The organism is Micromonospora aridisoli (genome assembly GCF_056150025.1).
In genome coordinates, this window is sequence record NZ_JAXCFK010000004.1 from 356,154 (window position 1) to 380,760 (window position 24,607).

Consider the following 24,607-nt stretch of genomic DNA (forward strand, 5'->3'; position numbering starts at 1 on the left):
GGGCGACGTCTGGGACCGCCGGGTCGCCAGCGGCCTGGCCTTCCTGCGTCGGCGGCTGGCCGGCGACTACGAGGTGGACGAGTTCGGGTTCGACGCGGAGCTGACCGAGGCGGTCTTCCATCCGCTGCTGCGTCGGCTCTACCGTGACTGGTTCCGCACCGAGGTCACCGGCCTGGAGCACGTACCCGCGGACGGGGCGGGGCTGATCGTCGGCAACCACTCCGGCACGGTGGCCCTTGACGCGCTGATGCTCTCCACCGCGCTGCACCACGAGCACCCCGACCACCGCTACCTGCGGCTGCTCGGCGCGGACCTGGTCTTCCGGATGCCGGTGGTCTCCGAGATCGCCCGCAAGACCGGGGGCACGGTGGCCTGCAACCCGGACGCCGAACGGTTGCTGAGCAACGGCGAACTGGTGGGTGTCTTCCCGGAGGGCTTCAAGGGTGTCGGCAAGTTGTACGCCGAGCGCTACAAGCTGCAACGCTTCGGTCGCGGCGGCTTCGTCTCCGCGGCGCTACGCACCGGCACCCCGATCATCCCGGTGGCGATCGTCGGCGGCGAGGAGATCTACCCGATGCTCGCCGACATCAAGCCACTGGCTCGCCTGCTCAAGCTGCCGTACTTCCCGGTGACCCCGACCTTCCCGTGGCTCGGGCCGCTGGGCATGGTGCCGTTGCCGAGCAAGTGGCTGATCGAGTTCTGCCCGCCGATTCCGACCGCCCACCTGATGGACTCGGCGGACGATCCGCTTGTCGTGTTCAACCTCGCCGACCAGGTGCGGGAGACAATCCAGCAGACCCTGCACCGGCTGCTGGAGCGCCGGCCTGACCCGTTCGGCCCCTGAGGTGTTCCGCCTGGCCCGGCTGGTCAGCCGGTGCGGCGGCGGCGCTGCATCGCCACTCCGGCGGTGACCGCCCCGGCCACCAGGCCGGCCGCCGCGGTCGACGGCACCGCGATCTTCACCGCGCGGCGGCCGGTCCGGAAGTCGCGCACCTCCCAGCCCTGCCGGCGGGCCTCCCGCAGCAGGGTCGAGTCCGGATTGACCGCCACCGCCCGGCCCACCGCCGAGAGCATCGGCAGGTCGTTGGCCGAGTCGCTGTAGGCGGTGCAGCGGCTGAGGTCCAGTTCCTCCACCGTGGCCAGCGCCCGGACCGCCTCGGCCTTGGCCGGCCCGTGCATCAGATCACCGACCAGCCGGCCGGTGTAGGCACCGTCGGCCATCTCGGCGACCGTACCGATCGCGCCGGTCAACCCGAGCCGGGCGGCGATCACCCGGCCGATCTCCACCGGGGCGGCGCTGACCAGCCAGACCCGTTCGCCGCGGTCGAGGTGGCCCTGCGCCAGCCGGTGGGTGCCGGCCCAGATCCGTGGTGCCATCAGCTCGTCGAAGATCTCCTCGGTGAGCCGTTCCACGTCGGCCACGCGCCAGCCCTCGACGAAGGCGAGGGCGGCCTCCTTGGCGTGCGACATGTCGGCGGCGTGTTCCCGGGCGAGCAGCCGGAAGCGCAGCTGTCGCCAGGCGAACCGCGCCAGGTCGCTGGTGGTGAAGTATTTCCGGGCGGCGAGGCCACGGGCGAACCAGTAGATCGAGGCGCCCTGCATCATCGTGTTGTCCACGTCGAAGAAGGCGGCCGCACTCGGATCGGGAGTCGTCGGGGGAGCAGGTTCGGTCTGCGCCCAACCGGAGGTGTGCCCGTGCTCGTCGGTACTGACGGTCACCTTGCGGTTACGCGCCATCCGTCCCCCTCACGTCGCCCGCCACCGCGAGGGTAGCCGGCCGTCGGGCTTGTGCCCGATTCCGGGCGGCGGCCGGTGAGCCGTACCGGCCGATCCAGGCCGGGCCCGGAGGCCGGCGTCAAGAGCAGGCTGCGGGAATCGGGCCGAGGGTGTCGCTGGTGACGGTGGCCTGCTGGCCGCAGGCGATGGCGGCGCGTAGGGCGCTGGCACGCTCGGCGACGGAATCGAGCAGGGCCAGCGACTCGCCGGTGCGGACCCGGTCGGCCCGGGAGCCGCGATCCAGCAGCGCGCCCAGGGAACGGCGCTGTTCGGCGAGAAAGGCGTCGACCCCGGCCAGCGCCGCAGGATCCGAGCGCTGCGCGGCGGCCCCGGTCAGCAGGCGTACGCCCTGCCGGGTGTCCGCATCCATGTCGTCCAGCACGGCGCTGTACCCGCCACGGCTGCCCCGCAACGAGGACGCCTCGGCCAACCGGGTGCGGGCGAAGTCGAGGAAGAGTTGGCCCCGGCTGATGTCAGAGCTGGTGAGCGCGAGTTGGGCCCGTTCGGTGCTGCGCTTCATCCCGTACAGCGCGTCGCCGGGCACCGCGTTCTCACTGGCCGCGGAGATGCCGGAGACGGCCACCGCACCGGCGGCGATGCCGATCAGGATCGCACCGCGTGCGCGGGCCCGACGGGCGGTGACCGCGGGCAGCAGGGAGCCACGGCCGGATCCCGCCTTCTCCGCCGTCGGGGCGGCGGCCGGTGTGCCGACACCCTCGCGAGCGGCGGTGGCCAGCAACATCGCCCGCAGGCCGGTACGGAATTCCGCATCCACCTCGGCGGGGGGCGGATTGGCGCCGAGTTGCCGGCCGAGCGCGACGAGCGGGATCAACTGGTCGTCGTCCCTCGATCGCACGTGATGACGTCTGCCGCCGTTGGCTTCGTCGAGAAGCTGCGCGAAGCGCTCGGCGCGCCGACGGGAGAAGAGGGCGTTGTCCACCGTGGCACCTCCTCTCGCTGGTCACGGCCGGTTGGCCGCGTTCACCGCCAGCGACCGATGACCTCGTGACACCACGGCGGGTGGCCATCGTCGGCACCGTCGCGGGTCATCCGGAGGACCCCGGGGGTTTCCGGCCTGTCACCGGTCGCACCCGGAGAAACGCGCCGTACCGGGGGCGGGTTACGGGCCGGCCGGTGCCGAAATTACGCAAAGTGATCGCTTCCAGGTCGAAGGAGCCCAGGTGGTGGCCGGAGCCGGCGGCCACCTGCCGGTGCAGGGGATTACGGCTGGAAGCCGTCCGGGAGCAGCCGGGCCAGGGCCCGGACGGCGCGGTACTGGAGTGCCTTGATCGCGCCCTCGTTCTTGCCCATCGCCCGAGCGGTCTCGGCCACCGAGAAACCCTGGAGAAAGCGGAGCACGATGCACTCCTGCTGTTCAGGGTTGAGGCGCTTCACGGCGCTCAACAGAGCGACGTTGGTGATGTGCTCCACCACCGCCGCCTCCGGGCTGCCCTCCGGGCCCCGGTCCTCGCGGTCGGCGTCGAGCACGTCGCCGGTGGTCACCTCAAGGCGGTACCGGCCGGACTTGAAGTGGTCGGCGACCAGGTTGCGGGCGATGGTCACCAGCCAGGCCCCGAGGTCGCGACCCTGCCAGGTGAAGCTGCCGATCCGCTTGAGCGCCCGCAGGAAGGTGTCCGAGGTGAGGTCCTCGGCGAGCTGCCGGTTGCCGACCCGGAAGTAGACGAAGCGGAACACGGTGTCCACGTAGCGGTCGTAGATCAGCCCGAACGCCTCGGCCTCGCCTGCCTGGGCACGTTCGACCAGGGCCCAGACCTCGGTCGCCGGATCGGACGGGTCCGGGCGGCTCGGGAATCCGGTCGAGGTGCCGGTCGTCGCGGCCACCGCCGGAAGCACCGCGGTGTCGGTGGTGGACACCTCGGTGACCGGTGCGTCCCCGCTGCGCCGCGCCTGGGCCGGCATCGTCGGCCGGTTCGGGGAGGCGACCCGTCCACCGGGGGGTTTCGTGTTGCCCCCCGGCACGGGTGGTCGATGCGGCGGTTCGTTCTGATGGGGCCGGCTGCCCACCCGTCGTGCGGTGCTCTCGCCCCGGACGGTGAGGTTGCCGGAGGCGTCCTGCGCGCCGTGGGCGCCGCCGCGTTCGTTGACTGGAGTGCGGGCGGCCGGACCGGTCAGGCCGAGGGGACGCTCGGCGAAGCCGAAGGCGGTCATCGCACCGCCTCCGTTCCGGCCGTCGTCGCCGGTTCGGCGACGGCCGGCGGACCGGTCGTCGCCCCGCCGGGCAGGGCGGCTCCGGGGTGTGCCGGCGGGCGGCAGATCCCCTTGAGGTGCTGGTCCAATGCGCTCAACGGCACGGGGGCCTCCTCGGGCTGAGGGGTGTCGACTCACGGCAAATGGGGTGAGCCGACCCGAGTGATGATAGGGCCAACGTCACCCGCGCGTGGCAAGTCCGTTACACAGGGCCAAAGTATTTCCTGACGTGTCGCATCCCTGGCGGACCGGTTGTCCGTCGGGTGTAGTTGACAACCGGCGGTCGGCCTGTTCCCCAGTGGATTTGCTGTTCGTGCTGGTGGAGGGCTGGATCGTCGACGGGTGGCACGGCCGTGGCGGGGCCGGCGCGAAGCCCGGGCCGGAGGTCGACGGTGCGCCGCCACCGCGTCCGTCCCGCACCGTCGGTGACGTCTGTCGAGTTCCGTGGACGGGACTGCGCCGTACCCCGTGGACGGTTCCCGCGTTCATCCGAGCGGGGCGAGCGGCGGCGACCGTCATTCGTGGGCGTGGCCGTGCGCTGCGGGCTGTGCCAGACTCAGCCACCGTGCAGGATCCAGACTCAGCAGCCGGTCCCAGCCTCGCCGACCGCCTCCGACGGGCGGCGGAGCGGCACGCCGACAAGCCCGCACTGCACTGGCAGGGCCGGACGATCACCTGGTCCGAACTGGATGAAGAGGTCACCGCCACGGCCCGGGCACTGGCTGGCGCCGTGCCGGGGGCCGAGCCGACCCGGCCGGCGGCGCGGGTCGCGGTGGCGCTGCCCAACGCGCCGGAGTTCGTGATCAGTCTGCTCGGCGCGTTGCGCGCCGGCTTGATCGCGGTGCCGGTGAATCCCGGCCTGACCGCCCGCGAACTACGGCACATCCTGGCGGACTCGGGTGCGTCGGTGCTGATCGCCACCGAGCGGATCCGCGATCTGGTGACGGAGCTGGACCTGCCCGCGCTGGTCGCGGTGCACACGAACCCGCCGACCGCCGGTGGTGAACGGACCTTTCCGAACCGCCGTGGAGACGACCTGGCGTTGCTGCTCTACACCTCGGGCACCTCGGGTTGGCCGAAGGGAGCCATGCTCTCGCACGGCGCGCTGGCGGCCAACCACGAACAGGTCGGCCGGATCGAACCGCCGGTGGTCGGCCCCGACGACACGGTGCTGCTGGCACTGCCGCTGTTCCACGCGTACGGCCTCAACGCCGGACTCGGTGCGGTGATCCACCATGGGGCGACCGGGGTGCTCGTCGACGATCCGGGCCCTGACGCGGCGCTCACCGAGATCGCGCGGCACCGGGTGAGCGTGCTGGTCGGCGTACCCTCGATGGTGCAGACCTGGTCCCGGGCGGACGCCGACGACCTCGCCACGGCGATGGCTGCGGTGCGGGTCGTGGTCTGCGGCGCTGCGCCGCTGGAACCGGTCGACGCGGCGCGCTTCGCGGAGGTCTCCGGTCGCCCGGTGCACGTCGGGTACGGGCTGACCGAAACCGCTCCGGTGCTCACCTCCACCCTGGTCGGCGGCGAACCCCGACCCGGATCGATCGGCCGCCCGTTGCCCGGGGTGGAGGTACGGCTGGTCGGTGCGGACGGTGCCGAGCTGTGGCGCGACGGAGTCGCCGTCCCCGACGACGACCCGGACGAGATGCACCTCTCCGACCCGGCCACCGGCACCGACCCGGGTCAGCTCGTGGTGCGCGGCGCCAACCTCTTCTCCGGGTACTGGCCGGACGGCGCGGGCGGGCCGGACGCCGACGGCTGGTGGGGCACCGGTGACGTCGCGTACGCCGACGCCGACGGCGATCTCTTCCTGGTCGACCGGCTCGGTGAACTGATCCTGGTCAACGGCTTCAACGTGTACCCGCACGAGGTGGAGCTGGTGTTGTCGGCACATCCGGCGGTGGCGGAGTCGGCGGTAGTGGGCGTGCCGCACCCGAGGACCGGGGAGACTGTCCGGGCGTACGTGGTGCCGGTGCCGCGGGCCGGTGTGACCGGTACCGAGCTGATCGCCCACTGCACGCGTAACCTGGCCAGATTCAAGTGCCCGACCGAGGTCGAGTTCGTCGACGTGTTGCCGCGCTCGGTGATCGGGAAGGTACGCAAGACCCAGCTCGGCGCGACGGAGGAGACCGATGCGTGAACCCCGCCTGACCCTGATGACCCGGCCCGGCTGCCACCTCTGCGAGGACGCCAAGGCGGCGCTCGATCGGGTGGTCGCGGTCACCGGCGACCGGTGGATCGAACGGGACGTCAGTGGCGACGTGGAGCTGGAGCGTGAGTACGGCGACCGGCTGCCGGTGGTGCTGCTCGACGGCCGGGAGCACGGCTACTGGCGGGTCGAGGAGGAGCGGCTGCTGCGGGACCTGACCACCCCGCAGCTCTGAGCCTCCCGTGCCACCGTCCTGCCGGATAGGGTGCGGCGATGACCTCTGCGACCCCGCACCTGGTGTGGGACTGGAACGGCACCCTGCTCAACGACCTCAACCTCGTGGTGGCCTGCACCAACGCGGTGTTCTCCAGCGAGGGCGGGCCGACGGTGACCGCCGACGAGCATCGGGTGCGGTTCCGTCGGCCGATCGCCGACTACTACGCGGAGGTGCTCGGCCGGGCGGTGGACGACGACGCCTTCGGCCGGCTCGACAAGATCTTCCACGAGGCGTACCGGGTGGGTCTGACCACCTGTGAGCTGGCGCACGACGCCGTCGACGCGATGGCCGCCTGGCCGGGCAGCCAGTCCCTGCTGTCGATGTGGTTTCACGACGAGCTGGTGCCCGCCGTCGAGACGTACGGGCTGGCCGACCGCTTCGCCCGGGTCGACGGGCTGCGGGCGCAGGTCGGCGGCGATCGCAAGGCGGAGTCACTGGTGCGGCATCTCGACGCGATGGGCGTCGACGGACGGTCGGTGGTGCTGATCGGCGACTCGCTGGACGACGCCGACGCGGCCCGTTGCGTCGGGGCCCGTGCCGTCCTCTACACCGGCGGGTTCACCGACCGTTCCCGCCTGCTCGCCTCCGGTCACCCCGTCGCCGACACCCTCAGCGAGGCGGTGACCCTCGCCACCACACTCGCCGACCAGCCCCGGCGATCATGAGTTTCCCGCGCTCGATCACGTCGTGGCGGGGAGTGACAATTTCATGATCAACGAGACGGGGGCGGTGTGGGGCCGCGTGTGATTGGTCAGAGAAGTCGGGATTGAGCCATAATCGCGCGGGTGCTTGCCGGGTGGCAGTGATCGATCTTGGGGGATGGAGGAGCTGGTGGGGGCGCGGGCCGGGCCAGCAAGATCGCGATTTGTGCACGTCTTCACAAGCGCCTACTCTGTAATTCCGACGCGCCCTGCTAGCACAGCCGGCAACATCGGTCGCCAGCGGGAGTCCCGAAACGGCCGACCGGTGGAGTTGGTCGAGGATCGCACCGCACGGAGTCTCATGAGTCAGCACCGTCACCCTGGCGCGCCCGGTCGCGCCGGTGCCGTACCGGCGCTACCGGACCTGCCCGAGGCGACGGTGGCCCGGCTCCCCGAGTACCTCCGTGCCCTGCACAACCTCGCCGAAACCGGCCACGAGACGGTTTCCAGCGAAGGGCTGGCCAACGCCGCCGGGGTGAACTCGGCCAAGCTCCGCAAGGATCTGTCCCAGCTCGGGTCGTACGGCACCCGGGGCGTCGGCTACGACGTCGGGCTGCTGATCGACCAGATCGAGTACGTGCTCGGGCTCACCCAGCGCCGGGCCGTCGCTCTGGTCGGTGTGGGTAACCTCGGTCACGCCCTGGCCGGCTACGACGGCTTCGCCAGCCGCGGCTTCCGGATCGCCGCCCTCTTCGACGCCGACCAGGAGCGGGTCGGCGAGGAGATCAACGGCCTGGTCGTACGGCACGTCGACGAGCTGCCCCGGGTGGCCGCCGAGGAATCCATCGCGATCGGTGTCATCGCCACCCCGGCCGCCGCCGCGCAACGGGTGGCGGACCAGTTGGTCGCCGTCGGCGTGACGAGCATCCTGAACTTCGCTCCGTGCGTACTCTCGGTTCCCGAAGGGGTCGACGTGCGCAAGGTCGACCTCGCCATCGAGCTGCAGATCCTGTCGTTCCACGAGCACCGCAAGGCATCCCTGACCGCGCTCCCCGGCGCCGGTGGGTCCGCGCTCACCGCCCTGCCCGGTGGTCGCGCGGTCACCGAGAGCCAGGAGGCGATCGGCACGTGAAACTCCTCGTCGTGGGCGCGTCCTACCGCACCGCACCGGTCGCCACCCTGGAGCGGCTCGCGGTGTCCCCCAGCGGTCTCGACCGCATCCTGGCCCGGCTGGTCGCGCAGCCGTACGTGAGCGAGGCCGTCCTCGTCTCCACCTGCAACCGGGTGGAGGTCTACGCGGCGGTGTCCGGCTTCCACGGCGGGCTCGGCGACATCTGCGCCGTCCTCGCCGAGCAGGCGGGTTGCCAGCCCGCCGCGCTGGCCAACCACCTCTACGTGCACTTCGACTCCGCCGCGGTGGATCACGTCTTCCGGGTGGCCGCCGGCCTGGACTCGATGGTGATCGGCGAGGCGCAGATCCTCGGGCAGCTGCGCGACGCCTACCACTGGGCCAGTGCGGCGGACACCGCCGGACGGCTGCTGCACGAGCTGATGCAGCAGGCGCTGCGGGTGGGCAAGCGGGCCCACTCCGAGACCGGCATCGACCGGGCCGGCCAGAGCGTGGTCACCGCCGCGCTGGGACTCGCCGCCGGTCACCTCGACGACGACCTCACCGGTCGTCCCGCGCTGATCGTCGGTGCCGGGGCGATGGGCTCGTTGGGCGTGGCGACGCTCTCCCGGCTCGGTGCCGGGCCGCTGACCGTGACGAACCGGAGCACGGACCGGGCCGTCCGGCTGGCCGAGTCGTACGGCGCCGGTGCGCGGCCGATGGCCGAGCTGGCCGACACGCTCTCCACGGTGGACATCGTAGTGGCCGCGACCGCCTCTCCCGAGCCGGTCCTCACCCGCGAGGTGGTTGCCGCGGCGGCGGCCGGCCGCGACGCCGGGCGTGGCCCGTTGGTCCTGCTCGACCTGGCGGTACCGCGTGACGTCGGCCCCGGCGTCGCGGAACTGCCCGGCGTCGAGGTGATCGACATCGACCGGATGGCGGCGCTGCTCGCCGACGGCCCGGTCGCCGCGGACGCCGCCGCCGTCGAGCGGATCGTGGTCGGTGAGGTCGAGTCCTTCCTCAGCTGGCTGCGCGGTGCCGATGTGGCCCCGACCGTCGCCGCTCTGCGCGGTCGAGCCGACGACGTGGTCACCGCCGAGCTGCGCCGGCTCGCGCAACGCCGTCCCGACCTCAGCGAGGACCAACGTGCCGAGGTGGCCCGTACCGTCCACCGGGTGGTCCAGCGGCTGCTGCACCAACCGACCGTCCGGGTCCGCCAGCTCGCCGCCGAACCCGGCGGCGACCAGTACGCGGCCCTGCTGCGCGAGTTGTTCGATCTCCAGGTCCCGCAGACCTCGCCGGTCGACACCGTGCCCGACATCACCCCACCAGCCGGAGGTGAGCGATGAACGAGCCGCTGCGTCTCGGTACCCGCGGCAGCAAGCTGGCGATGGCCCAGTCGGGGCACGTCGCCGACGCCCTGACCGCGCGTACCGGACGTTCCGTCGAGCTGGTCGAGGTGATCACCGCCGGGGACCGGTCCAACGCGCCGGTGCACCGGCTCGGGGTCGGCGTGTTCGTCTCCGCGCTGCGTGACGCCCTGGTCGCGGGGACGATCGACTTCGCGGTCCACTCGTACAAGGACCTGCCGACCGCGGCCGCCGCCGGGCTGCACATCGCCGCGGTGCCGCCGCGACAGGATCCGCGCGACGCTCTCGTCGCCCGCGACGGCAGAACGCTGGCCGAGCTCGAGCCCGGCGCGGTCGTCGGCACCGGCGCGTTGCGCCGGATCGCGCAGTTGCACGCGTTGGGCCTGCCGCTGTCGGTCACCCCGATCCGGGGCAACATCGACACCAGGCTGGCCCGGGTGCTCGGGCCGGAAGCCGACCTGGACGCCGTCGTACTGGCCCGGGCGGGCCTGGCGCGCATCGAACGCGCCGACGTCGTCACCGAGACGCTCGACCCGATGCTGATGCTGCCGGCGCCCGCACAGGGCGCCCTGGCGGTGGAGTGCCGGGCCGACGACACCGACCTGGTCGAGCTGCTCGCCACGCTCGACCACGCACCGTCCCGCGCCGCGGTCACCGCGGAGCGGGCGATGCTGGCCACCCTGGAGGCCGGATGCTCCGCGCCGGTCGCCGCCTACGCCGTCATCGCCGAAGGCGAACCGACCGGCTCGGGTAACGAGGGTGACGTTGTTGAAGAGATCTACCTGCGCGGGGCGGTGATCAGCCCGGACGGCACTCGCGAGATCCGGCTGTCCCGCACCGGAACGCCCGCCGACGCGGCGGAGATCGGTAAGGCACTCGCCGCCGAACTCCTCGACCTCGGCGCCGACTCGATCCTCGGCCCGCAAGGACACGACGGCCCGGGGACCCAGCAATTTGGGAGCACAGAATGACCCGCACCCGTAAGCCCGTAGGCCGTATCGCGTTCGTCGGGGCAGGACCCGGCGACCCGGGCCTGCTGACCCGCCGGGCGCACGACGCCCTGGTCGACGCCGACCAGGTGGTGTACGACCGGGGAGTCCCCGAGTCGCTGCTCGACGTCGTCCGGGCCGAGGCCAGGTCCGACGCCCAGTTCACTCCGGCCGAGGGCGCGCCGGGCGACGTGGCCAAGGTGTTGATCTCGGCGGCCCGTTCCGGGCAGAACGCAGTGCACCTGGTGGCCGGCGACCCCTTCGGCCACGACTCGGTGGTCAAGGAGGTGCAGGCGGTGGCGCGTACCGCCGCGCACTTCGAGGTGGTTCCCGGGGTCGGCCAGGCCGAGGGGGTGGCCACCTACGCGGGCGTGCCGCTGCCGGGCGTGCGTACCGCCGCCGACGTCGAGGACGTCAGCACCCTGGACTTCGACGCGCTGGCCGCAGCCGTGCAGCGCGGTCCGCTGGCGCTGGCGGTCGACGCCGGCGACCTGGCCGCGATCCGGGACGGTCTGCTGGCCGCCGGAGTAGACGGCACCACCGACGTCGGGGTGACCGGGGACGGCACCGGGGAGACGCAGTACACCACCACGTCGACCGTGGACTCCTTCGTCGCGGCGGCACTCGGCTTCACCGGCCGGGTGGTGTTGACCGTCGGCGAGGGCGTGGGCCAGCGGGACAAGCTCAGCTGGTGGGAGAACCGTCCGCTGTACGGCTGGAAGGTGCTGGTGCCCCGCACCAAGGAGCAGGCCGGCGCGATGAGTGCCCGGCTGCGTGCGTACGGGGCCATCCCCTGCGAGGTGCCGACCATCGCGGTGGAGCCGCCGCGTACCCCGGCCCAGATGGAGCGGGCGGTCAAGGGCCTGGTCGACGGCAGGTACGCCTGGGTCATCTTCACCTCGGTCAACGCGGTGCGGGCGGTCTGGGAGAAGTTCGCCGAGCACGGTCTGGACGCCCGGCACTTCGGCGGCGTCAAGATCGCCTGTATCGGCGACGCCACCGCCGACGCGGTCCGCGCCTTCGGCATCCAGCCGGAGCTGATCCCCTCCGGTGAGCAGTCCTCCGAGGGGCTGCTGGCCGAGTTCTCGCCGCACGACGAGGTGCTCGACCCGGTGGGCCGGGTGCTGCTGCCGCGTGCCGACATCGCCACCGAGACCCTCGCCGCCGGGCTCACCGAGCGCGGCTGGGAGGTCGACGACGTGACCGCGTACCGGACGGTCCGGGCCGCCCCGCCGCCCGCCGAGATCCGGGACGCGATCAAGTCGGGCGGGTTCGACGCGGTGTTGTTCACCTCGTCCTCCACGGTCCGGAACCTGGTCGGCATCGCCGGCAAGCCGCACACGCGTACCGTTGTGGCTGTCATCGGGCCCAAGACGGCGGAGACCGCGACGGAGTTCGGCCTGCGGGTCGACGTCCAGCCCCCGCACGCGTCGGTGCCCGATCTGGTGGAGGCGCTCGCCGGCTACGCCGTCGAGCTGCGGGAGAAGCTCGCCGCGATGCCGGCGAAGCAGCGCCGCGGTTCGAAGGTGCAGGGGCCGACCGCGCTGAGGTTCCGGTAGCCGCACCGGCTCCGGATGGTTGTCTGGGAGGGCCCATGCCGTACCCCGAGATCCGGCCCCGCCGGCTGCGCCGCACCGCGGCGATGCGTCGGCTGGTCTCCGAGACCCGCGTCGACCCGGCCGAGCTGGTCGTGCCGATGTTCGTCAAGGAGGGGCTGACCGAGCCGCGGGCCATCGCCTCGCTGCCCGGTGTGCTCCAGCACTCGCGCGATTCGCTGCGCAAGGCGGCGGTCGAGGCGGTGCAGGCCGGGGTCGGCGGGATCATGCTGTTCGGGGTGCCGGAGTCGCGCGACGAGTGCGGCTCCGGCGGCCTCGACCCCAACGGCATCCTGAACGTCGCGATCCGCGACGTGGTCGCCGAGGTGGGCGACGCCACGGTGGTGATGAGCGACCTGTGTCTGGACGAGTTCACCTCGCACGGGCACTGCGGGGTGCTCGACCCGGCCGGTGAGGTCGACAACGACGCCACCCTCGCCGCGTACGCCGAGATGGCCGTCGCCCAGGCCGCCGCCGGGGTCGGGGTGGTCGGCCCCTCCGGGATGATGGACGGCCAGGTCGGGGTGGTACGCGCGGCACTCGACGCGGCGGGTCACACCGACGTGGCCGTGCTGGCGTACGCCGTCAAGTACGCCTCGGCCTTCTTCGGCCCGTTCCGGGACGCGGTGGAGTCGGCGCTGGAGGGGGACCGGCGGGCCTACCAGCAGGATCCGGCGAATCTGCGCGAGTCGCTGCGCGAGGTCGCGCTGGACGTGGCCGAGGGTGCCGACATGGTGATGGTCAAGCCGGCGCTGCCGTACCTCGACGTGGTGTCGGCGGTCCGCGCCGCCGTGGACGTCCCCGTGGCGGCGTACCAGGTCTCCGGCGAGTACGCGATGGTCGAGGCGGCTGCCGCGAACGGCTGGATCGACCGGGAGCGGGTGATGCTGGAGACGCTCACCTCGATCCGTCGCGCCGGTGCCCAGATCATCCTCACCTACTGGGCCGTCGAGGCCGCCCAACTGCTCCGCCAGCGCTACTGACGCTGTCGCCCAGCTCGCCGCCCCACCGGGCTCGGACAGGCTGTCGGCATGGCAACCTGTCACCCTGAGTGCCGATCCGCCCGCCCACCACTTCCCGTCTGCACATCCTTTGCTCTGCTTCACTCCACGCACAGTTGACGGAGAGTAATCGCTCGCAAGCCTGGGCTGCGATCTTGCATTCGTGTCAGTGCTGGTCAAGACCCATTGCGTGCATTGAAGCAGAGCAAAGGGTGCGCTGGGTGCCATCCCTGTCAGTCGGCGAGACGTCGCTGTCGTGACGCGCTGTGACGATCACGAAGAGTTGTCGCGGGCCGGGTTTCTGCGGTGTGTCCACAGGCTTGTCCACAGGGGTTGCCGTGCTCGGATCGGCGTCGGCAAGGTCGGTGCATGGCTTCCGTCTTCGATCCGCCGGACCTCGGTCCCACCGTCGGTCCCTTTCCCATCGCCGGCCTGGTGCGCCGCGCCCGACGGATCGTCGGGCTCAGCCAGGTGCGGATGGCCCGCTTCGCCAAGGTCGCACCGTCGACCGTCGCACGGGTCGAGGCCGGCAGCCTGACGCCGAGCCTGGCCGTGCTGGAGCGGTTGCTCGGTGCGGCCGGGCTCTACCTAGTGGCCGTCGACCAGGAGGGGCGGGTCGTACTGCCGATGGAGGTCTGGGACGACACCCGGGACGGCGCGGGTCGCCGTTATCCGGCGCACCTGGACACCATTCTCGACCCGGAACCGGGCGAGTGGTGGGGCAACATCTACGGTCTGGCCCGCCCGCCGGAGACCTACCGTCGCTGCCCGGTGGACCGGGAGGCACGACGGCGGCGCAGCCAGTGGGAGGTGCGGGTGGCCAAGTACCGAAACGTCCCACCGCCTCCGGACCCGCGCACCTGGTACGCGGGCTGACGGCCGGGCGTCGACCGCTCAGCGTGCCGCGTCGAGGCGGTGGACCAGTTCGGCGACGTCGACGCTGTATTCGCACCAGTCCCGGTCAGTGCGATAGCCCAGCTCTGCGTTGACCTTGAGCATGGCCTCGTTGGCCTGAGCGTTCCAGGTCTGCACCTCGGTCAGCTGCGGCTCGGCCGAGCGCAGCTCCAACAGCATCCGCGCCTTGATCGCCCGATCGATACCGTAGCCGCGGTGGTCCTGCACCACGATCGTGTCGTACTGATCGGCGCGGGTCGGGTGCTGAGCCGGCACGACCACCTCGGTCAGGCCGGCCACTTCGCCGGTCTTCTCGTGCAGGGCGAGCACGATGTACGGCTTCATGCCCCGTCGGTGCAGGCAGTCGAGGCTGTCCCGCAGCCGCTGTGGATCGTACGAACTGGGCCGCAGCTCGCCGTCCTCGATGTCCCGGATCTCCGCCTTGGCCCGCGCGTACGCCTCGATCAGCTCGTCCGGCGGACCGCCCGGGTGGAACTGGACGCGGTAGCCGGCGCCGACCCCGGTGGACATCTCCGCCAACTCGGCCCAGTCGACGCCGGAGAGATCGAGCACGCTGCGGGTCTCGACGTACTCCCGGGTGAAGCCGAGCGACTCGTAGAAGGCGACGGCGGGGGTGTCGCCGACCACCTCGACCCCGATCGACTCGAAGCCTTCCTGATAGACCCGGCGCGCCGCGCGCAGGACGAGGTCACGACCGAGGCCGCCGCGCCGCACGGCCGGGTGGACCAGCACCTCCAGCACGCCGATGCTGCCGAGCAGCAGCACGTGCACCTGGCCCAGGATGGCACCCGGGGTGCCGTCGGCGGCCGGGTCCTCCTGGGCCACCCAGGAGATCCGTCGTTCGCCCGGCATCACCTCGGCGAGGTACTCCCGCAGGGAACTCTCCCGCCACGGCGGATCCTGCGGAAGATCGGCCGCGAGGACCGCGTTCAGCGTGTCCAGCAGCGACGCGATCTCGGCGGACGACGCGGTCCTGGGGTCCCACTCGCGCACCATCACCCGTCTAGCTTGCCGTCATCGGCAGCCGGTGGGAAGTGTCCAGTTCTCCAATGTATGCGGACGATCACTTCACGTGCGACTGGCCTGTCCGTACCGGTTGGCGGCGTCGAAGACCTCCTGGGCGTACCTTCGGACATCGTTGTACGACAGGATCGCGTTCCACCAGTCACCCGGAATGGTGAGATTCCGGCCGCCCTTGCACAGGTACATGCCGGCGGCGAGCGCGGCGTCGTGGATGTTGTGCGGATCCTTGCGTCCGTCGTTGTCCGCGTCGGCGCCGATCTCCTGCCAGGTGGTCGGGATGAACTGCATCGGCCCGATCGCCCGGTCGTAGGTGGTGTCGCCGTCCAGTTCACCCCGGTCGGTGTCGGCGATCCGCATCCGACCGCCCTGACCGTCCAGCGGCAGACCGATGATCTCCGGGACCGCCCGCCCGTCCGCGCCGAGCCGCGCATTGTTGGCCTGGCCGTGGCGGGACTCGACCAGACCGATCGCGGCCAACGTGGTCCAACTCAGACCGCAGCTGCGGTCGGTCTCGGCCAGCACCAGCTCGGCGTACCCGTACGCCTGCATGGCGACCGGGTCGATGCCGACCTTGGTGCCCACCTCACGGGCCCAGCCGGCCAGGGCGTCGGACGGACGCCCGCTGACCGGCACCGCCCCGTCGCCCGGTGCCCCCGGCGGGGTCGCGCCCGGCGGAAGGGTCGCGGTGGGCGGCGGGAACTGCCCGGGGGGTGGCGCCTCGCCGGACGACGGCAGCGCGCCGGGCGGCGCCTGGGGCACATCGGCGGTGGCGTCCGCCGCCACCGGGCGCGGGGCACCGAGAGTCGCCGGCACCAGCAGCGCGCCGGCCGTGGCGGTCGCGGCGACCAGGGCGAGCAGGAACACGCCGGGCAGGGTCAGCCGGCCACTGGGCCGCCGAGACCAGTCGCGGGTCGCCCGGGCCGCGGCGCGAGGCCCGGGCAGGCGTACGGCGTGTGCGAAGCGCACCCGGCGGCGCCGGGCTGCCGATGCGCCGGCCTCCGGTGTGGACCCTTCGACGGCGGTCTTCGCCACCGCTGCGGCGACGGGGGCGTCGTCGGTTCCGGTCGTGGCACCGCCGTCCGCGCCGGCCGCCGGGGCGGCGTCCGTCCTGATGGGAGCCGCGGTGCTGGTCGATTTGCCGGCGGCCACGTCGTCGACCGGTCGACCGGATCCCAGCCAGGGCCGGCGGGGCCGGGGCAGCCCACTCGCCGGCCCGTCCGGGTCGACGCCGGAGCCGGCGCGCGGCGTGGCCGGTCGGAGGGGCCGAAGGGTCGTGCGCTCTTCGCCGTCTGCCACCTGTCGAGTATCACCCATGTCCCGGCGGACGTCAGGTCCGGTCGTAGGCTGATGCCATGCCCCGGTACGAGTTCCGTTGCCGCGCCTGCGGCGACACTTTCGAGGTCAACCGTCCGATGGCGCGGGCCGGTGAGCCGGCGCCCTGCCCACAGGGGCACGCCGACACGGTGAAGCTGCTTTCCACGGTTGCGATCACCGGCCGAGGTGGCGGCGTGCCGGGTGGCCCGTCCGCGCCGACCGGTGGGGGCTGCTGCGGTGGTGGCTGCGGCTGCTGACCGCGCCGCCCGGTCGCGAGTGGGTGGTACGGGTGATGCCGGCCTTGCCCGGACGCAGGGTCCGATGGCACCTTGGGTCGGAGTCTCGGCCGGCCGTTCTCACGATGCGTGATGATCTGGTTTCGGGAAGTATGGTGCCGAGACCAGGGGGGAGGTTCCACGCATGCCGCCACGGATCCACCTCCCGACCGGCTGGGTGACCTTCGTCTTCACCGACATCGAGGGCTCGACCCGGTTGGCGCAGATGCTCGGGCCCGGCTACCGGCCGGTGCTGTCCGAGCATCGGCGGCTGCTGCGTCGGACCATCGCGGCCACCGAGGGCGCGGAACTGCTGACCGAGGGCGACTCGTTCTTCCTGGCCTTCGACGACGCCGGTGCGGCGTTGACCGCCTGCCTGACCGCGCAGCGGGCGCTCGGCGAGCACGACTGGCCCACGCCGGAGGCGGCACCACGGGTCCGGATGGGCCTGCACACCGGCTGGGCGGAGCCACGCGACGGCGAGTACGCGAGCCCCGAGGTGCACCGGGCGGCCCGCGTCGCCGCCGCCGCGCACGGCGGGCAGATCCTCTGCTCGGCGGCCACCGCGGGACGGGCCGAACCACTGCCGGCCGACGCCTCCCTGCTTGACCTCGGGCTGCACCGGCTGCGTGGCTTCGACGACCGGGAACGACTCTTCCAGCTCGTCGCGCCCGGGCTGGAGCGGCAGTTCCCGCGACCGCGCACCGCCGACGCGGTGGCGCACAACCTGCCGATCCAGGTCACCTCGTTCGTCGGTCGGCAGACCGAGCGCGCCGAGCTGAGGCGACTCGTGGCCCGGCACCGGCTGGTCACCGTGCTCGGGGCGGGCGGCAGCGGCAAGACCCGGCTGGCCGTGGAACTCGCCACCGACCTGGTCGACGAGTACCCGGACGGGGTCTGGTTCGTGGACATCGCCTCGGTCACCGACCCGGGGCTGGTCGCCTTCGCCGTTGCCGCTGTGCTCGGGCTGCGTCCGGAACCGGGTCGTCCGATGGTCGACACCCTGGTGGAGTACGCCGCCCCCCGCCGGATGCTGATCGTGCTCGACACGTGCGACGCCCAACCGGCCTCCTGCGCCGAGGCGGTTTCCCGGCTGCTGGCCGGCGGTGGTGGGGTTCGGGTGCTGGCGACGACCCGGGAACCGCTGGCCCTGCCGGGCGAGGTGGTGTGGCGGATCCCGCCGTTGTCGGTCGATCCGACGCCCGACGGGACCGAGAGCGACGCGGTGGCCCTGCTGCTGGACCGTACGGCGGCGGCCCGGGGCGGGCGGCAGCCCGACCCGTCCGAGGCGGCCGACGTGCGGCGGGTGGTGCGGCGGCTGGACGGGCTGCCGCTCGCCATCGAGTTGGCGGCGGCCCGGCTGCGGGTGCTCTCGGTGGGGCAGCTCGCCGAGCGTCTCGACGACGTGCTCGGCACGCTCGACGCCGGCCGGGAGGACGCGCTGCCGCCACCGGCCAACCGGGGCCACAGCGGCAACCAGCGGGACACCGTCGACCTGGCCGCGGCGGCCACCGGTGCCAGCCCGTCGACCCCGGCCACCCGGGCGGTGGTCCGTTCGGCGAACGAACGGCACCTGACCATGCAGGCGACCGTGACCTGGTCGTACCGGACCCTCGGGCCCCGTGCCGCGCGGCTGCTGCGCTGGTTGGCGGTCTTCGCCGGCCCGGTCGACCTGCCCACGGTGGAGTGGCTGCTCGACGACGATCCGCTGGACCCGCTCTCGGTGCTGGTCGACAAGTCCATGGTGCTGGCGGAACCGCACGCCGCCCGCTGCACGTACCGGATGCTCGACCCGATCCGGGCCTACGCGGCCCGTCGGCTCGCCGAGGCCGGCGAGGAACGGGCCGCCCGTGACCGGCATGTGGCCTGGTCGGCGCATGCCCTGGAGCGGGCGCACCTCGGCCCCGACGGGCAACCGGTGACGCTCTCGCTGTACGCGCTGGATCCGCTCGCCGGGGAGCTGCGCGCCGCGCTGCGCTGGTGCGCCACGGGTGGCAGTGCCCGTGCCGGCCTGCGGCTGGCCGGCGGGCTGGACCAGTGGTGGCGGGAGCGTGGCCTGGCCCGGGAAGGGCGGCTCTGGCTGTTCCGGTTGTACGGCCGGCTGGCGGAGACGGGCGAGGTGATCCCGGAGGACGAGCTGGCGGCGGCCTACCACATGCACTCGCTGCATGCCGGGGGTGACGGCGAGTTCGGTGAGGAACTGCGCTTCTCGCAGCGGGCGGAGGCGGCCGCCCGCCAGGCCGGCGACGCCGGTCTGTTGGCCCGGGTGCTCGCCGGCCGGGCCGCCCCGCTGGTCGACATGGGACAGTTCGCCGAGGCGGAGCGGGTCTGCCGGGAGGTCATCGACTGGGCCCAGCAGCAGGGGGTCGAGTCCGAGGCGTTGTTCGCCGTGTTCCGGCTGGCCGAACTGCTGTGGCGGCGGGGCGCGCTGGACGAGGCGGCCGACCTGCTCGGCGCGGCCCGACCGGTGGAGGCGTCCCGGCCGGTCGACCGGGGACGTCGCTCGGTGGACATGCTGCTCGGCATGGTGGCCCTGGCCCGCGGTGACCTGGTGGCCGCGCACGAGCACCTGCTGGTGGCGCTGCGTTCGCGGATGAATCACGGCTTCCACGGGCGGGCCTGCGACACGTTGAACGCGGTCGCGGTGCGCTGCGCCGTCGGTGACCAGCCGCTGACCGCGGCCCGGCTCTTCGGTGCGGCCCAGGCGACCCGCGCGGGCCTGCGCTCGACGCCGGGCATCTACGAGTCGTACTGGACTGAGCGGCAGGCGGCGCTGCGGGCGATGCTGGGCGACGCGGCCTTCGACGAGGCGTACGGCGAGGGCGCCGAACTGGGTCTGGACGAGGCGGTGGCCCTGGCGCTCGGCGTCGAGCACCCTGATCTGGCAGCCGACTCCGGGCGGTTCTCGGCTGACGCGGGTCGCTCCGCGCCGCGCCAGCCGAGCACCGTGGACCGCCATACCGAGCACGCCTGATCCGGAGACGCCCGGCCGGGCTGGCCGGGCGTCCCGGTGGGCGCGTGTCCGTCAGGCGCGGGCGCGACGCTCGGCGTCGGCCTTCATCCGGGCGGCCCGGTCGATGTCGGACTGCTGGACGGCGGCGACCGACCCGAAGATGGCGACCGCCTGGTAGTAGGTCCACGCCAGGCTGAGGCAGGCCGGCCGGACGACGGAGTTGTACGTGGCGCAGGACCGCTTCAGGTCCTCGTAGAAGGCGCTGTCCAGCCTGGACTTGTTGGCGCTGAACTGACCGACCGCCTTGTAGTTGCGGTAGCCGAAGTCGTGCCGGAAGCAGGACAGGTCGAACTTGAACCCGAGCGGATTGTCCGGACTGGACGAGCAGTAGTCGGTCGACCAGTCGAAGTTGTACTCGGCCCAGGGCGCCCGGTTCTGCCGGGCGGAGTTCCAGGCGTTGTAGCTGCTGACGCTGGTCTGGGTCCAACTGGAGAGCACGGAGAGCTTCTGCTCCGGAGTCACGGCCGCCGTGGCGGGTGAGGCCACGGCGAGGGTGGTGAGCAGTGCGAGAACTGTCGAGGTCAGGAGGGCGGCGAGACGTCTGGGCACGGTCATACCTCCGCGGGGTGTGCGGTGGAGCCAGTTGTTACCGGCGAGTCACCGGAGTTAGACCAGTTTCGATCAATGCCGCGGCCTGCGGGTGTTACTCGCGAGAAATATTGGTGACCTGTGCTGAAACAGACGAATGCCCTGGACACCGTCGGCGTCCAGGGCATTCGTCTGTTCGGGTTGTTCCTAGTCGAAGAAGCGGGCCAGGTGGGTGGCGGAGGGGCCCTCGTCGTCCGGCCCCAGAGGCGTCAGGTCAGCGAAGATGGACGCACCGTCGGTGCCGGCGTGCAGGGGATACCAGCGCGGCGTGCCCGGCGGTCGCATCACGCAGACGCCCTTGACGGTCTGCACGTCCAGCAGCCGCACGTGGGTCGGGTCGGCCACCGCGTTGACGTGCCCCCACCAGGGACTCATCACGTGCAGCACGCCCTCCGGGCGGAGCACCCGGTGGCACTCGTCCAACAGGGGCAGGAAGTCGATCAGGTGCTCCAGGATGTGCACCGCGAACAGCACGTCGACCGAGTCGTCGGCCAGTGGCAGGGAGCCGGACAGGTCGGCGACCGCGTCCACCCCCGGTGCGGGGAAGATGTCGAGTCCGAGGTTGCCCGGCCACTGCTTGGTGGCGCCGCAGCCGAGGTCGACCACCACCGGGTCGCGTCCACCGACCCGCACCCGGCACCACACTCCGAAGACGCCGGCCAGCCGGCCGACCAGTTCGCGTACCAGCCGCAACTGAGCCGGCTCGTCGACCTCGCCGGTCAGGTGGGCGACGCCCCGGTCGAAGCGGACCTCGACTCCCAGCGGGCGTAGTCGCTCGTCGTGGCGGACCTGCTCCGCCCACGCCTCGGCGAGGAACCCGTCCACCGCCCGCAGCCGCTCGGCCGAGGGCGGGGTGTGTGCCAACGCGACCATACCGGCCACCTCCGGCCGGCCCGTTACCCGGATAGTTGCCCGGTATGCGCTGGTTGTCCCTGAAATTCGCGCCGAGTCAGCGCGGAAGGGGCCGCCGCGGACGCCCCGCGCGCATCCGCTGCCGTGGCGCGGCCGCCGTCCGGGGTCGTTTCAGGTGATACCGGTGCAACTCGTTGCTGCCGGGCAGGGAGGGGTCCTCGCTCATCGCGACCAGTTCCCAGCCCTGATCGCCGGCCCGATTGAGGTGGGCCAGCGCGGTGTCGCCGTACGGCGTGACGTCGATCATTGATCCGTCCGGGCCGTACCAGGAAAAGACCACCTCGAAGCCGAGGTCGTTGGTGGCGGCCTGGCGGCGCCGCACCAACAGGGCGTACTCCCACCTGAGCATGGGGTCATTCTCGCCCCGCCGACCGGATTCCGCCCGGATCAGAACTCGGCGATCCGCCCGGCGTCCATCCGCAGCCGCCGGTCGAGGCGTACCGCCGCCAGCATCCGTCGGTCGTGGGTCACCAGGAGCAGCGTGCCGGTGTAACTGGCCAGCGCGGACTCCAGTTGCTCGATGGCCGGCAGGTCGAGGTGGTTCGTCGGCTCGTCCAGCACCAGCAGGTTGACCCCGCGCCCCTGCAACAGTGCCAGCGCGGCCCGGGTCCGCTCGCCCGGGGAGAGCGTCGCGGCCGGCCGGAGCACGTGTTGCGCGCGCAGGCCGAACTTGGCCAGCAGCGTACGTGCGTCCGCCGGAGAAAGGTCCGGTACGGCGGCCCGGAAGGCGTCCAGCAGTGGTACGTCACCGAGGAAGAGTCCACGTGCCTGATCCACCTCGCCGACCACGACGCCGGGACCGAGCGCGGCCTGACCGGCGTCCAGCGGCAGCCGGCCGAGCAGGGCCGCCAGCAGGGTCGACTTGCCGGACCCGTTCGCTCCGGTCACCGCGACCCGATCCGCCCAGTCGATCTGAAGGTTGACCGGGCCGAGGGTGAAGTCACCCCGGCGTACCACGGCGTCGCGGAGAGTGGCCACGACGGCGCCGGCACGGGGTGCGGCGGCGATCTCCATCCGCAGCTCCCACTCCTTGCGCGGCTCCTCCACCACCTCCAGGCGCTCGATCAGCCGTTCGGTCTGCCGCGCCTTCGCCGCCTGTTTCTCGCTCGCCTCCGACCGGAACTTGCGGCCGATCTTGTCGTTGTCGTTGGCCTTGCGCCGGGCGTTACGGACACCCTTCTCCATCCAGGCACGCTGGGTGCGCGCCCGTGCCTCCAACCCGGCCCGGGTGTCGGCGTACTCCTCGAAGTCCGCGCGCGCCTGGCGGCGGGCCACCTCCCGCTCCTCCAGGTACGCCGCGTAGCCACCGCCGAAGTGGTTCACCTGCTGCTGGTGCAGGTCCAACTCCAGCACCGAGGTGACGGTGCGGGCCAGGAACTCCCGGTCGTGGCTGACCAGCACCGTGCCGGCGCGCAACCCGGTGACGAAGTTCTCCAGCCGCTCCAGGCCGGCGAGGTCGAGGTCGTTGGTCGGCTCGTCGAGCAGGAAGATGTCGTACCGGCTGAGCAGCAGCGACGCCAACCCGGCGCGGGCCGCCTGGCCACCGGAGAGGCTGGTCATCTCCTGATCCAGGTCGACCGCGAGCCCCAGTTCGGCGGCCACCTCCTCGGCCCGCTCGTCCAGGTCGGCACCGCCCAGCCCGAGCCAGCTCTCCAGTGCGGTCGCGTACGCGTCGTCCGCGCCCGGCGCGCCGGCGGTCAGCGCCGCCGTCGCCGCGTCGAGGGCGGCCTGTGCCTCGGTCACGCCGGTACGACGGGCCAGGAAGGCCCGCACCGTCTCAGCCGCGCGGCGCTCCGGCTCCTGCGGCAGGTGTCCGACGCTCGCGCCGGGTGGGCTCACCGCGATGCTGCCGGCCTCGACCGGAAGCAGACCGGCGAGGGTACGCAGCAACGTCGACTTGCCGGCCCCGTTGACCCCGACCAGGCCGACCACATCACCGGGCGCGACCACGAGGTCCAGGCCGGTGAAGAGGGTGCGCTCACCGTGCCCGGCGGCGAGGTCCTTGACGATCAGCGTGGCGCTCACAAGCAGCCGAGCCTACCCGTCACCGCGCGGCCGGGCCCCGGGACGAGGCAGACTCACGTGCGTGTTGACCACTCTGGCGATCGACTGCGGGGGCGGCGGGATCAAGGCGTCCGTCCTCGACGGGGCGGGCACCATGCGGGCCCAGCCGATACGGGTGCCGACGCCGTACCCCCTGCCTCCGGAGCTGTTCGTCCGGACCCTGGTGGAACTCGGCGGTCGACTGCCGGCGGCCGACCGGGTGACGGTGGGCATGCCCGGCATGATCCGGCACGGCGTGGTGGTGGCCACCCCGCACTACGTGACCCGCTCGGGGCCCCGCAGCCGGGTCGACCCGGCGCTGCTCGCCGAATGGTCCGGTTTCGACGCGCGCAGCGCGCTCTCCGGCGCGTTCGGCCTGCCGGCGCTGGTGCTCAACGACGCCGAGGTGCACGGTGCCGGAGTGGTCGCCGGCACCGGCTGCGAACTGGTCCTGACCCTCGGCACCGGGCTGGGCAGCGCGCTCTTCGACGGCGGGGTGCTCGCCCCGCACCTGGAGCTGTCGCACGCCCCGGTCCGCTGGGGCACCACCTACGACACGTACGTCGGCGAGCCGGAGCGCCGCCGGCTGGGCGACGCGTTCTGGTCCCGGCGGATCCGGCAGGTGGTGGAGGGGCTGCGCCCGGTCTTCCGCTGGGACCGGCTCTACCTGGGCGGGGGCAACTCGCGACGGATCCGCCCCGAGCAGCTCTTCCGGATGGGTGACGACATCGTGGTGGTCCCGAACAGCGCCGGCATCGTCGGTGGCGTCCGCGCCTGGGACCTCGCCACGGTGTAAGGAAGGGCACCCTGTTAACGCCTGGTGTATAGGAAGGGCACCCTATTAACCGTCGGGTCAGTGCCGGGAACAGTCGCGGTACCGCCGGTGTTGTGCCAGCGTCGGAGCAGTGGTGCGAACGGAGGGGGTGGCGGCATGGATCTTCTGGCCGAATACCGGCGGGCGACCCTGTTCTTCGAGGCGGGCGACCCCGGCGGCGCGGCCCGGCTGCTCGAACCGATCATCGAGGCCGAGCCGGACAACGCCGCCGTGCGGCAGCTGCTGGCCCGCGCGTACTTCCAGTCGGCCCAGCTCGGCCGGGCCGAGGAGCAGCTGCGGGAGCTGGTCGACCGCAACCCCAGCGACCACTACGCCCACCACGTGCTGGGCCGGACGCTGGAGCGGCTGAACCGGTACACCGACGCGCTGCGTCACCTGCGCATCGCGGCGGCCATGCACTCGTCCAACGACGACTACACCACTGCCCTGCGCCGGGTCGAGACCCGGGTCGGCGGCGGTCGCTGAGCCCGGACACACGTCGATAGGGCAGCCCGCTCGGGCTGCCCTATCGACGTCCTGGACCGGCCGGCGACCTGCCTACCATGGCCGCAATGACAGCCGACCGGACG

General features: G+C 72.4%; 24 protein-coding genes. 14 read left to right on the forward strand and 10 right to left on the reverse strand.

The annotated features are described in order from the left end of the window. Positions 1 to 34: 34 nt before the first annotated feature. Positions 35 to 844: a lysophospholipid acyltransferase family protein gene (locus tag SM447_RS11100; protein WP_474572819.1), complete on the forward strand. Its 810-nt coding sequence runs from the start codon at positions 35 to 37 to the stop codon at positions 842 to 844. A gap of 23 nt (positions 845 to 867) precedes the next feature. On the opposite strand, the gene SM447_RS11105 is transcribed toward SM447_RS11100, so the two are convergent. From SM447_RS11105 to SM447_RS11120, 4 genes are all read right to left on the reverse strand, one after another. Beyond that, the gene (locus SM447_RS11105; protein ID WP_474572662.1) at positions 868 to 1,737 is read right to left on the reverse strand and encodes an HAD family hydrolase; all 870 of its coding nucleotides are present in this window, start codon (positions 1,735 to 1,737) and stop codon (positions 868 to 870) included. A 118-nt stretch (positions 1,738 to 1,855) separates the two neighbouring features. Then, positions 1,856 to 2,716 carry a DUF5667 domain-containing protein gene (locus SM447_RS11110; RefSeq protein ID WP_474572663.1) on the reverse strand — a complete coding sequence of 287 codons (861 nt, stop codon included), beginning with the start codon at positions 2,714 to 2,716 and terminating at the stop codon, positions 1,856 to 1,858. Between the two features lie 281 nt (positions 2,717 to 2,997). Beyond that, a complete protein-coding gene (locus tag SM447_RS11115) occupies positions 2,998 to 3,945 on the reverse strand; it encodes an ECF subfamily RNA polymerase sigma factor, BldN family (RefSeq protein ID WP_474572664.1) in 948 nt (315 codons plus the stop codon). Beyond that, positions 3,942 to 4,088, reverse strand: coding sequence for a hypothetical protein (locus tag SM447_RS11120; RefSeq protein WP_474572665.1), 147 nt, complete (start codon positions 4,086 to 4,088; stop codon positions 3,942 to 3,944). The genes SM447_RS11115 and SM447_RS11120 overlap by 4 nt, the downstream gene beginning before the upstream one ends. 461 nt (positions 4,089 to 4,549) lie before the next feature. Here SM447_RS11120 and SM447_RS11125 point away from each other — a divergent pair, with 461 nt between their 5' ends. The 9 genes from SM447_RS11125 (at position 4,550) to SM447_RS11165 (ending at position 13,996) form a co-directional block, all read left to right on the forward strand. Then, on the forward strand, positions 4,550 to 6,130 hold the full coding sequence (locus tag SM447_RS11125; protein ID WP_474572820.1) for an AMP-binding protein: 1,581 nt from the start codon (positions 4,550 to 4,552) through the stop codon (positions 6,128 to 6,130). Beyond that, positions 6,123 to 6,374 (forward strand): glutaredoxin family protein, encoded by a 252-nt coding sequence (locus tag SM447_RS11130; RefSeq protein ID WP_474572666.1) that lies wholly within the window; start codon positions 6,123 to 6,125, stop codon positions 6,372 to 6,374. The genes SM447_RS11125 and SM447_RS11130 overlap by 8 nt, the downstream gene beginning before the upstream one ends. Positions 6,375 to 6,412: 38 nt before the next feature. After that, positions 6,413 to 7,081: an HAD family hydrolase gene (locus SM447_RS11135; RefSeq protein ID WP_474572667.1), complete on the forward strand. Its 669-nt coding sequence runs from the start codon at positions 6,413 to 6,415 to the stop codon at positions 7,079 to 7,081. 337 nt (positions 7,082 to 7,418) lie between these two features. Further along, the gene (locus SM447_RS11140; protein ID WP_474572668.1) at positions 7,419 to 8,189 is read left to right on the forward strand and encodes a redox-sensing transcriptional repressor Rex; all 771 of its coding nucleotides are present in this window, start codon (positions 7,419 to 7,421) and stop codon (positions 8,187 to 8,189) included. Then, a complete protein-coding gene (locus SM447_RS11145; RefSeq protein WP_474572669.1) occupies positions 8,186 to 9,514 on the forward strand; it encodes a glutamyl-tRNA reductase in 1,329 nt (442 codons plus the stop codon). The genes SM447_RS11140 and SM447_RS11145 overlap by 4 nt, the downstream gene beginning before the upstream one ends. Then, positions 9,511 to 10,506 carry a hydroxymethylbilane synthase gene (gene hemC / locus SM447_RS11150; protein WP_474572670.1) on the forward strand — a complete coding sequence of 332 codons (996 nt, stop codon included), beginning with the start codon at positions 9,511 to 9,513 and terminating at the stop codon, positions 10,504 to 10,506. The genes SM447_RS11145 and hemC overlap by 4 nt, the downstream gene beginning before the upstream one ends. Further along, positions 10,503 to 12,083, forward strand: coding sequence for a bifunctional uroporphyrinogen-III C-methyltransferase/uroporphyrinogen-III synthase (locus SM447_RS11155; protein WP_474572671.1), 1,581 nt, complete (start codon positions 10,503 to 10,505; stop codon positions 12,081 to 12,083). Before hemC ends, SM447_RS11155 begins: the two co-directional genes overlap by 4 nt. Positions 12,084 to 12,118: 35 nt before the next feature. Then, positions 12,119 to 13,102 carry a porphobilinogen synthase gene (gene hemB / locus SM447_RS11160; protein WP_474572672.1) on the forward strand — a complete coding sequence of 328 codons (984 nt, stop codon included), beginning with the start codon at positions 12,119 to 12,121 and terminating at the stop codon, positions 13,100 to 13,102. 387 nt (positions 13,103 to 13,489) lie between these two features. Next, on the forward strand, positions 13,490 to 13,996 hold the full coding sequence (locus SM447_RS11165) for a helix-turn-helix domain-containing protein (protein WP_474572673.1): 507 nt from the start codon (positions 13,490 to 13,492) through the stop codon (positions 13,994 to 13,996). An 18-nt stretch (positions 13,997 to 14,014) separates the two neighbouring features. On the opposite strand, the gene SM447_RS11170 is transcribed toward SM447_RS11165, so the two are convergent. Together SM447_RS11170 and SM447_RS11175 are read right to left on the reverse strand one after the other, a co-directional pair. Next, positions 14,015 to 15,031 carry a GNAT family N-acetyltransferase gene (locus tag SM447_RS11170; protein WP_474572821.1) on the reverse strand — a complete coding sequence of 339 codons (1,017 nt, stop codon included), beginning with the start codon at positions 15,029 to 15,031 and terminating at the stop codon, positions 14,015 to 14,017. A gap of 72 nt (positions 15,032 to 15,103) precedes the next feature. Beyond that, positions 15,104 to 16,354, reverse strand: coding sequence for a lytic transglycosylase domain-containing protein (locus SM447_RS11175; RefSeq protein WP_474572674.1), 1,251 nt, complete (start codon positions 16,352 to 16,354; stop codon positions 15,104 to 15,106). A gap of 56 nt (positions 16,355 to 16,410) precedes the next feature. Between SM447_RS11175 and SM447_RS11180 the strand changes: the two genes are divergently transcribed. Both SM447_RS11180 and SM447_RS11185 read left to right on the forward strand, forming a co-directional pair. Beyond that, positions 16,411 to 16,629 carry an FmdB family zinc ribbon protein gene (locus SM447_RS11180; protein WP_474572675.1) on the forward strand — a complete coding sequence of 73 codons (219 nt, stop codon included), beginning with the start codon at positions 16,411 to 16,413 and terminating at the stop codon, positions 16,627 to 16,629. 163 nt (positions 16,630 to 16,792) lie between these two features. Continuing rightward, positions 16,793 to 19,621, forward strand: coding sequence for an ATP-binding protein (locus tag SM447_RS11185; RefSeq protein ID WP_474572676.1), 2,829 nt, complete (start codon positions 16,793 to 16,795; stop codon positions 19,619 to 19,621). A 51-nt stretch (positions 19,622 to 19,672) separates the two neighbouring features. On the opposite strand, the gene SM447_RS11190 is transcribed toward SM447_RS11185, so the two are convergent. From SM447_RS11190 to SM447_RS11205, 4 genes are all read right to left on the reverse strand, one after another. Then, positions 19,673 to 20,209 (reverse strand): phospholipase, encoded by a 537-nt coding sequence (locus SM447_RS11190; protein ID WP_474572677.1) that lies wholly within the window; start codon positions 20,207 to 20,209, stop codon positions 19,673 to 19,675. Between the two features lie 186 nt (positions 20,210 to 20,395). Beyond that, positions 20,396 to 21,121 (reverse strand): methyltransferase domain-containing protein, encoded by a 726-nt coding sequence (locus SM447_RS11195; protein ID WP_474572678.1) that lies wholly within the window; start codon positions 21,119 to 21,121, stop codon positions 20,396 to 20,398. A gap of 76 nt (positions 21,122 to 21,197) precedes the next feature. Then, complete coding sequence (locus SM447_RS11200; RefSeq protein WP_474572679.1) at positions 21,198 to 21,509, reverse strand: hypothetical protein; 312 nt, start codon at positions 21,507 to 21,509, stop codon at positions 21,198 to 21,200. A gap of 38 nt (positions 21,510 to 21,547) precedes the next feature. Beyond that, a complete protein-coding gene (locus SM447_RS11205) occupies positions 21,548 to 23,185 on the reverse strand; it encodes an ABC-F family ATP-binding cassette domain-containing protein (protein ID WP_474572680.1) in 1,638 nt (545 codons plus the stop codon). 61 nt (positions 23,186 to 23,246) lie between these two features. Here SM447_RS11205 and SM447_RS11210 point away from each other — a divergent pair, with 61 nt between their 5' ends. Both SM447_RS11210 and SM447_RS11215 read left to right on the forward strand, forming a co-directional pair. Next, positions 23,247 to 23,999, forward strand: coding sequence for an ROK family protein (locus SM447_RS11210; protein WP_474572681.1), 753 nt, complete (start codon positions 23,247 to 23,249; stop codon positions 23,997 to 23,999). A 135-nt stretch (positions 24,000 to 24,134) separates the two neighbouring features. After that, complete coding sequence (locus tag SM447_RS11215) at positions 24,135 to 24,503, forward strand: tetratricopeptide repeat protein (protein ID WP_474572682.1); 369 nt, start codon at positions 24,135 to 24,137, stop codon at positions 24,501 to 24,503. The last annotated feature ends 104 nt before the right edge of the window (positions 24,504 to 24,607 follow it).

Coding starts and splice junctions, on each gene's coding strand:
- SM447_RS11185 (WP_474572676.1), top strand. CDS start 16,793: ATGCCGCCACGGATCCACCTCCCGACCGGCTGGGTGACCTTCGTCTTC.
- SM447_RS11200 (WP_474572679.1), bottom strand. CDS start 21,509: ATGCTCAGGTGGGAGTACGCCCTGTTGGTGCGGCGCCGCCAGGCCGCC.
- SM447_RS11105 (WP_474572662.1), bottom strand. CDS start 1,737: ATGGCGCGTAACCGCAAGGTGACCGTCAGTACCGACGAGCACGGGCAC.
- SM447_RS11140 (WP_474572668.1), top strand. CDS start 7,419: ATGAGTCAGCACCGTCACCCTGGCGCGCCCGGTCGCGCCGGTGCCGTA.
- hemC (WP_474572670.1), top strand. CDS start 9,511: ATGAACGAGCCGCTGCGTCTCGGTACCCGCGGCAGCAAGCTGGCGATG.
- SM447_RS11135 (WP_474572667.1), top strand. CDS start 6,413: ATGACCTCTGCGACCCCGCACCTGGTGTGGGACTGGAACGGCACCCTG.
- hemB (WP_474572672.1), top strand. CDS start 12,119: ATGCCGTACCCCGAGATCCGGCCCCGCCGGCTGCGCCGCACCGCGGCG.
- SM447_RS11180 (WP_474572675.1), top strand. CDS start 16,411: ATGCCCCGGTACGAGTTCCGTTGCCGCGCCTGCGGCGACACTTTCGAG.
- SM447_RS11195 (WP_474572678.1), bottom strand. CDS start 21,121: ATGGTCGCGTTGGCACACACCCCGCCCTCGGCCGAGCGGCTGCGGGCG.
- SM447_RS11215 (WP_474572682.1), top strand. CDS start 24,135: ATGGATCTTCTGGCCGAATACCGGCGGGCGACCCTGTTCTTCGAGGCG.
- SM447_RS11165 (WP_474572673.1), top strand. CDS start 13,490: ATGGCTTCCGTCTTCGATCCGCCGGACCTCGGTCCCACCGTCGGTCCC.
- SM447_RS11130 (WP_474572666.1), top strand. CDS start 6,123: ATGCGTGAACCCCGCCTGACCCTGATGACCCGGCCCGGCTGCCACCTC.
- SM447_RS11155 (WP_474572671.1), top strand. CDS start 10,503: ATGACCCGCACCCGTAAGCCCGTAGGCCGTATCGCGTTCGTCGGGGCA.
- SM447_RS11115 (WP_474572664.1), bottom strand. CDS start 3,945: ATGACCGCCTTCGGCTTCGCCGAGCGTCCCCTCGGCCTGACCGGTCCG.
- SM447_RS11170 (WP_474572821.1), bottom strand. CDS start 15,031: ATGGTGCGCGAGTGGGACCCCAGGACCGCGTCGTCCGCCGAGATCGCG.